The following is a 7,687-nucleotide window of genomic DNA, read 5'->3' on the forward strand; positions in this document are numbered from 1 at the left end:
GGTATTTTTACCCAAATCTCCAAGCATCTCCTTAACTATCGGCACTACCACAGTATCTCTATATACATACCCTGCCTGCGGATTATTTTTTACTTTAAATAAAAGCCCTGGAACCAATATCTCTTCACTAGTATTTTTTAGATAAATATATTTTTTGATATATATTATTTTCGGAGTTTCAAGTTCAAATTCAATCGGCTGTTTAGAATCCGGGCTATAATAATTTAAGCCGGACAATCCTCCTGCTTCCGCAACTTTTATAATTTTTGTAAAATCATTATCTAACTCATAAGTGGAACTTTCATAATTTTGCGTATAAAGATTATTTACAGAATAAACTTCATTTTCTGCAATATTTATAACAACATCCAAGCCAAGTACGCTTCCATATTCTTCGTAAGCTGCAACACCATTTATCTCTAAAGGATAGATAACTGATATATATTGAGGAACATAAATTTTCTGACCTTCGGCTTTTGCTGTTTTAAGTTGTCTTTGCCAAGACGGATCAACTCGTGGTGTACCATAGGCGCTTTTATTTATCCCATATTTACTCAGGAATTTATCTGCAATAGAAATTAACGTACTATCTTCCGGCACATTCGCGTCGCTAAAATCATTTATTTCTTTTTCTGATTCATAAAGAGCAATATATCTTTGCCAATTTCTAGTTATAGAAATCTGTCCTTCTTCAAAATTGAAATAAATTGCGTACCCATTGGCAACATCTTCTGATAAAGAAACTTGCTGTGCTTTCAGATTACTAAATTTTGAAAAATTTATAAGTCCGAGATTAAATTTACCCAAAACACTACCAACTTTTTTTCCAATATCATCTGATTTATTTCTTTTTACTACCGGTAAATCAATTTGGCTTATATCAATGTTCTCTCCGGTATATCTAAACGTATAATTTAAAAACTCGGGAGCTGGCATACCAATAGATACGCCACTGGATTGTCTACCGGCTACATTTTCTTCAGCAGAATCCGATGAAGCCATCAAAGTTCGCGGAGCAGTTGGTTGTCCACCTCCGCCATAACCCGTTGCTTCCTGAGCAATAGATTTTGAATCATCGGCAATAGTAGAAATTTTACCAAAGGCCCCTGCTTCCAACGAATCAAAACTTTGTTTAAAAGATAAGTCTACCGATTCTCTATTGTTTAGCAATACAAAGATAGCCGGAACAATAACTAACACGGCGATTAACACGCCACCGGAAACATAAGCGATTTTTTTCATAGACATAAAATTCATAAAAGCCTCCCATACCGAATACTTCGTTTCTTCTCCCAACAACTCTTGGCGTAATTTTATAGCAAAAGCTGAATTGAACTTAGTATTTGGGCAGGATACTAAAAATTTATTAATAATTTTTATTAATTCTTTTTCTTTTTGTTGAAGCTCAGGATCTATTTTATATAGATCTTCTAAAATTGTTTTTATTTTATCCATATAAATTTAACACCAGTGCCATAAACGCTGCTGATGGCATCTGCTCTTTTAATTTTTTTATTGTTCGTCCAAATATTACCTTGCAATTGCCCTCGCTTTTATTTATTATTTCGGCGATTTCCTTATATGGCATATCCTGCCATATCCTCATTATTAATATATCTCTCTCTGTGGATGACAACTTCTTTATATATTCTTGAATGTTTTGTACTTTTAATTTTGTATCCGCATCTGCTGATACATCTTCATTATTAGATAAATCCCAAGCGTCATCTATATTAGAATGCGCTCTACTGGTACGATAGTGGTCTATAACCGCATTTCTGGCAATACAATACAACCATGCAGAAAAATATTCGCCCTTAAAAGTACCAATACTTTTCCATGCTTTCATAAATACAATACTCGTAATATCCTCAGCAGTTTCCGTATGATGTGTTTTATAATAAATAAAATCATATATCTTTCGTAGATACTTATCATATAAAGTACTGGATGCATCTTTTTCTCCTTTTTGCGCATGGATAATTGTTTGTTTTTCTATGGGATCCATAATGAAGGGTCTTCTACTCTTTATAACGAAACAAAGTCTAATATCGTAACAATTACATTATACTATATTGGCCTTCCAATGCCTTAAGTCCAAAGCTCGTCAGCACGACAATAAGCCCTGAATAAAAAACGTAAATTCCAAAAGAAATTAAGTCAGATTTATCTTTCATAATACTTTTTTAATAATTACATTTAAGTAATAAACGATTTAAAGACAAAAAAGTTACAAATATGGTATTATAGATAAAAGATATAATATGCGTTTAAAGCTAAATTACATAATTATCCCCTTATTTACGGCGTTTATCGCTTATTTTGGCGGACAAATCACCAGCGCGGGTATGAAATGGTATAAAACCATAAATCTCCCATCTTTTACTCCGCCGGGGTTTGTAATCGGCTATGTTTGGACATTTATTTTTATTTGCGCCACAATCTCGGCAATTATTACCTGGAATAAATTAAAAAAAACAACTCTCGTTTCGCACTTATAACGCTTTTCTTTATCTTAAATGGTATGTTAAACTTTTTGTGGAGCTATCTTTTCTTTGATCAGCACCTTTTTTTTCTTGCTATAATTGAAGCTTCTATCCTAGGATTTTCCGTTTTAATCCTTATTATTTTTATCTGGCCCGTTTCACGTCTCGCCTCTATTCTACTTTTTCCTTATTTCGGCTGGGTAGCATTTGCCACCTACCTTACATATGCCATCTGGGTATTAAATAAGTAAATCTGGGTTTTAGGACGAAAATTATTCGCATCTTGCAAAAAAGAAAAATCTATGATAAAATACTATTTAAATAAGCTCGCATAGCTCAGTTGGTTAGAGCACAGACCTTATAATTACCGGCGGCGAATAAAATTTAAATATATGCGCGCGTGTAGCTCAGTTGGTTAGAGCACAGACCTTATAAGTCTGGGGTCGATGGTTCAAGTCCATCCACGCGCATATATTTAAATTTTTGAGCCACGACGTAATTTTACGAATGTTTAAGTCTGGGGTCAATGGTTCAAACCTGCCTCTGCGAGCACCATGGGCGATTAGCTCAGTTGGTTAGAGCGTTACATTGACATTGTAAAGGTCAGTGGTTCGAATCCACTATCGCCCACCAAAAAATCTCTGTTAGCAGAGATTTTTTGATTTATTTTATTATAACTACTATACTTTATATAGAATAACTAAATATTAAAATATTAATTATATGAATGTCATAATTTATTCAACGGCTACATGCCCATATTGCCACATGTTAAAAGAATGGTTACGAAAAAATAAAATTGAATATAGAGATGTCGCGGTAGACACTGATCAAAAAGCAGCGGAAGAAATGATAGAAAAATCAGGACAAATGGGAGTTCCTGTTACCATTGTAGAAAAAGATGGAAAAGAAAATATTGTAATTGGATTTGATAAACAAAAACTATCGGGGTTGCTTGACATAAAATAATTTTAAAAAATCGTTTCGTAATTTAATGAAACAATTTTTTATTTTATAAAAAATAAAAAACTTGCAAACTATTCTTTGTAAGTTTTTTTTATGGTATAATTAAAATATAAAAATAAAAAATAATTTTTTGAAAGGGGGTGAAAAAAAATTATGGCAAAAAAGAAAAAGAAAGTTGCTAAGAAAAAAGCAGCTCCAAAAAAGAAAAAAGTCATGAAAAAGAAAAAAGTTGCTAAGAAAAAAGCAGCTCCAAAAAAGAAAAAAGTTGCTAAGAAAAAAGCAGCTCCAAAAAAGAAAAAAGCAGCAAAAAAAAAGACAGCGAAGAGGAAAAAAAAATAGGCACCTTGAGCCCAAAAATACAATAAAAGCTTCCATCCGGAATTCCATGGAAGCTTTTATTTTTTAGCTAATTTTAGAGTAAAATTATAAAAAAGAGCCTTGCTTTATTTTTACTTTTTCACTGGGATTAAAAATTTTCACAATACCAAATTCACCATCATATCCGGGACGGATAAAAATGTCGCCTTTACGCATTCTATCTATTGCAACGCCTACAATTTCACCAGCGCATTTTTTTATTTCATCAATGTTTTTATTAAGCAAAGTATCAAACTCGGAACCGCATTCAGAAATTATTTTTTCATATAATGAAATAACTTTTTTTGATTTTACTCCGTTTCCAAAAGACTCTGCAATAATTTCTTGCAAAGGAACAATTGATTTATAAAAAATAAAATTTTCTTTTATTTTATCCACATCTTCTTTTTTTCTATCCGCTAAAGATGAAACGCGATGCATTACTCCGACGGTTAATGGGCGTTTACATTTTGGACAAAGATAATTATTTTTCTTTGTTTCTTCTGGCAACAAAGAAACACCGCAAGCACGATGACCGTCCAAATGATATTTTCCTTCTTCCGGAAAAAACTCTATTGTATATAAAAAATTTTTACGATTTTTATTTTTTATCGCATTTATAATTTTGTAATAATCAGGTTTGTATTCAAATTCAAAAACATTCGCTTCGCGTCCAAGTTTTTCTAAACTATGCGCGTCAGAATTTGAAATTAAAACAATGTCGTCTAATTGTGAGAGTTGCCAATTCATTGCAGGATCACTAGAAAGGCCTGTCTCAATTGCGTAAATATATTTTGCGTTTTTTCCAAATGCTTCCTCCAAAGAATCGAAACCGGACATAGAACCAAAAATAGCAAACCATGGCGTCCAAGCATGAGCAGGAATAACCATTGAATCAGGATCTATTTCCATTGCAATTTTCAAAATCTCTTCGCTATCAATGCCGAGAATTGGTCTGCCGTCAGAAGAAACGTTACACCCTCTGGCAACCAATACATCTGTAAACTTCTTAGCTGATTCCAATGACGGCATCCATAAGCAGAGATGAACTCTTCTGCACTTTCCGCCTTTTTTATAAATACAAGATAATTCCGTAGAAACTAAAAAACGAGTCTTATTCGCTGACCCCTTTAGTTTATAAAGTCCGGGTTCCGCCGGTTCCAAATTTTCTTGTAATTCGCGAAACCACCCAGGATGAGTAAAGTCGGCAGTAGAAACAATATCAATTCCCTTCTTCTCGCACCACTTGGCTATATTTTCTGGAGTTAAACTTTTGGAACAGGCTCGAGAATATTTTGAGTGAATATGTAAATCAGCAATAAATTTCATAAAAAAATTAAAAGTTAGAAACTATAGTTTCGGCATACCGAAGTTCTTCTGGTGTATTTACTCCAACGCATTCCATAGGGCTAATCTCCAAAGAAGATATTTTTTTGCCTTCTTCTATTGCCAGCCCTACTAAATCGGTTAAATAATATTCTTCTTGCGCATTTTTGTTAGTAAGCTTATCTAAATTAGACAAAAGCCAAGAAGAATCAAAACAAAATAAACTCGGATTAAGTTCTGTAACTTTTTTTTCTTTTTCATCTGCATCACGAATCTCTACTATTTTTTTTATATTTCCATCTTCATTCCTAATCACTCTGCCAAAACCCATAAAACCGGCGTATTCGTTTTCAAAGTTAGGAACTTTTATAGTCATCATCGTAAGTACAGGACTCTCGTTATTATGTAACTCTAAAAGATTATTTATAGTTTTTAGTTTTATATTCGGCATATCTCCGTATAAAACTATAAGTTTGTTTGCCGTACCAATCTTATCCTTCGCACACATTACTGCATGACCTGTTCCCAACTGCTCTTTCTGAAATACATACTCCATACTATCCCCTAATTCTTCTTTTACCATGTCGGCGCGGAATCCAACGACAACTATTGGTTTTTCTTTTATTTGTAAAAATTTTAAAGAATTTAGAAGATAAGAGATAAGAGGCTTACCGTTTAATCGCACCAAAACCTTCGGGATATCTCCACCCATTCTTTTTCCTTTTCCCGCGGCAAGAATAATTATTTTTGTTTGAGATGGCATAAATTATTATAATAATACCAAATTTAAAAGCGCGCGCGCGAGTTTATCGGAATCATGACGCAAAATGCTTCTTTTTAATTTATCGGCGGAATTTTTTTCAAAAACAATCTGACTTATTAAATCGCCAGTTATTATTTTATATCGCGTATTGCCGATTTTATCCAAGTCAGGATTTACAAAGTGTTCATTTTCTTTTTTATAAAGATCAACTATCTCTTCCGAGGGACTAGCCGTATTTACTAAAACATAATCAATAACATTTACTCCCAAGTATTTCTCCACTTCTTCTATAAAATTATACGCGCCAAAACCGTGTGTTTCCGCGCGTTTTGTCATAAGGTTAACCACATAAACAATTTTTGCTTTTGTTCTTCTTAGAGCCTCGGTCATCCCAAAAGATAAAAAATTAGGGATTAAACTCGTATAAAGATCGCCCGGAGTAAGAACTATTAAATCTGATTCCATAATAGCTTGGATTGCTTCATAGCTTGTATGAACCTCGTTTTCCAAAATAACTTTTTTTATTTTGTGTTTTTTATAATTGGCAATTTTACTTTGGCCTTTTAATGTTTTTCCATTTTCATATTCTGCCAAAAGCACCATTGGCTCAACGGTAACGGGTATTACTTTTCCTTTTATATTTAAAATTTTCCCAGCAACAAGAACGGCATCTTCAAAACGATTAGTTACTTTTTCTAAAGCGCCTAAAAAAATATTTCCAAAATTATGTCCTGCCAGACCGCCAATTCCAAAACGATATAAAAAAAGATCACGCAATACTTCGGGTGCCTCAGAAAGCGCAACCAAGCATTGGCGAATATCCCCCGAAGGAAGAACACCGAGTTCATGGCGAAGTACTCCTGTTGATCCGCCGTCATCAGCCATATTCACAATAGCCGATATTTCTATATCATATTTTTTTAAACCCGAAAGTACCGTAAAGTTGCCAGTGCCTCCGCCAATTGTAACTATTTTTTTCTTTGTATTTTCCATATAATTATTATATCATTTTATATATAAAAACCACTTTTAGCAAGCAAATAAAATAAGAGGACAAACCGTCCTCTTATGTAAAGATATGCTCACAAAAAACTACAACGCCCATCTCATCCGCCATAACATAATATTTTTCATATTCTTTACTCTCAAATTCTTTCTCCATCTCAGTAATAAGTTGTGATAATTTTTTAAGATTTTTATCGGAAGTTCGTTCGCTTACACCAAGCGCAAACGACCCCAAAGATCTTGGAAAAAGTAAAATTTCGTCAAATCTTTTGTTTGAAAATTCTGTTCTTGCCACATCTATAACTGTTTGCAATGAAAGCAAATTATTTTCTCTATGCAATCCATCCCACTGAACACCGTAACTTACATGTCCATGCGGATTTATAAAATAATATCTACTCATCTTTCGTCTCTTCTCTTTTACCGAACTCCACCCAATCAGTTTCTGTGATTACCAGTAAACTATTATCAACAAGAAAATAAAGCTTTCTTTTGCTAAAATTTCCAAATTCTTTTTTCAAAATTCTTCTTAAAGCCCTCTCATCTACAGACTGATTACTAATGTCTACTTCCAACTCTTTTTCTTTGCCATTTATAATAACGACCGTATATTCTATTCCTCCAAAAAAAATTTTCTCCGCCATTTTTACCTCCTTATAAAGGATTCTATATAAAAAAGTCTTTTTTGTCAACTAAAAAAGATGCATTGTTCCGGCGCTGACCTACTCTTGCACGGTACTCAAACCGTACTACCATCGGCCTTGCGAAGCTTAACTTCTGTGTT

At 33.4% G+C, this 7,687-nt stretch carries 11 protein-coding genes and 2 tRNA genes; 6 read left to right on the forward strand and 7 right to left on the reverse strand.

What is annotated here, in order from left to right; all coding sequences use genetic code 11:
• Together COU51_04660 and COU51_04665 are read right to left on the reverse strand one after the other, a co-directional pair.
• Positions 1-1,455 (reverse strand): hypothetical protein (locus COU51_04660; GenBank protein ID PIR66291.1); only part of this gene is annotated, 1,455 nt, incomplete at its 3' end.
• The gene (locus tag COU51_04665; protein ID PIR66292.1) at positions 1,448-2,008 is read right to left on the reverse strand and encodes a hypothetical protein; all 561 of its coding nucleotides are present in this window, start codon (positions 2,006-2,008) and stop codon (positions 1,448-1,450) included. The genes COU51_04660 and COU51_04665, both read right to left, overlap by 8 nt.
• Before the next feature lie 256 nt (positions 2,009-2,264).
• Between COU51_04665 and COU51_04670 the strand changes: the two genes are divergently transcribed.
• From COU51_04670 to COU51_04695, 6 genes are all read left to right on the forward strand, one after another.
• Entirely contained in the window at positions 2,265-2,501 is a 237-nt protein-coding gene (locus tag COU51_04670; protein ID PIR66293.1) for a hypothetical protein, read from the forward strand.
• A gap of 23 nt (positions 2,502-2,524) precedes the next feature.
• Entirely contained in the window at positions 2,525-2,737 is a 213-nt protein-coding gene (locus COU51_04675) for a hypothetical protein (protein PIR66294.1), read from the forward strand.
• 145 nt (positions 2,738-2,882) lie between these two features.
• Positions 2,883-2,956 (forward strand) — tRNA-Ile (locus COU51_04680).
• A gap of 86 nt (positions 2,957-3,042) precedes the next feature.
• Positions 3,043-3,119, forward strand: a tRNA-Val gene (locus tag COU51_04685).
• A 90-nt stretch (positions 3,120-3,209) separates the two neighbouring features.
• The gene (locus COU51_04690; GenBank protein PIR66295.1) at positions 3,210-3,455 is read left to right on the forward strand and encodes an NrdH-redoxin; all 246 of its coding nucleotides are present in this window, start codon (positions 3,210-3,212) and stop codon (positions 3,453-3,455) included.
• Between the two features lie 150 nt (positions 3,456-3,605).
• On the forward strand, positions 3,606-3,791 hold the full coding sequence (locus tag COU51_04695; protein ID PIR66296.1) for a hypothetical protein: 186 nt from the start codon (positions 3,606-3,608) through the stop codon (positions 3,789-3,791).
• Between the two features lie 84 nt (positions 3,792-3,875).
• On the opposite strand, the gene COU51_04700 is transcribed toward COU51_04695, so the two are convergent.
• The 5 genes from COU51_04700 to COU51_04720 all read right to left on the reverse strand — a co-directional run bounded on the left by COU51_04700 (position 3,876) and on the right by COU51_04720 (position 7,595).
• Positions 3,876-5,138: a DNA helicase UvrD gene (locus COU51_04700; protein PIR66297.1), complete on the reverse strand. Its 1,263-nt coding sequence runs from the start codon at positions 5,136-5,138 to the stop codon at positions 3,876-3,878.
• 7 nt (positions 5,139-5,145) lie between these two features.
• Positions 5,146-5,898, reverse strand: coding sequence for a UDP-N-acetylglucosamine pyrophosphorylase (locus COU51_04705; protein ID PIR66298.1), 753 nt, complete (start codon positions 5,896-5,898; stop codon positions 5,146-5,148).
• 6 nt (positions 5,899-5,904) lie between these two features.
• Positions 5,905-6,891 carry a hypothetical protein gene (locus tag COU51_04710; protein PIR66299.1) on the reverse strand — a complete coding sequence of 329 codons (987 nt, stop codon included), beginning with the start codon at positions 6,889-6,891 and terminating at the stop codon, positions 5,905-5,907.
• 73 nt (positions 6,892-6,964) lie between these two features.
• Complete coding sequence (locus tag COU51_04715) at positions 6,965-7,306, reverse strand: hypothetical protein (protein ID PIR66300.1); 342 nt, start codon at positions 7,304-7,306, stop codon at positions 6,965-6,967.
• The gene (locus COU51_04720; protein PIR66301.1) at positions 7,299-7,595 is read right to left on the reverse strand and encodes a hypothetical protein; all 297 of its coding nucleotides are present in this window, start codon (positions 7,593-7,595) and stop codon (positions 7,299-7,301) included. Before COU51_04720 ends, COU51_04715 begins: the two co-directional genes overlap by 8 nt.
• Between the last annotated feature and the right edge of the window lie 92 nt (positions 7,596-7,687).

This window comes from Parcubacteria group bacterium CG10_big_fil_rev_8_21_14_0_10_36_14, assembly GCA_002772895.1.
Classification (GTDB): domain Bacteria; phylum Patescibacteriota; class Patescibacteriia.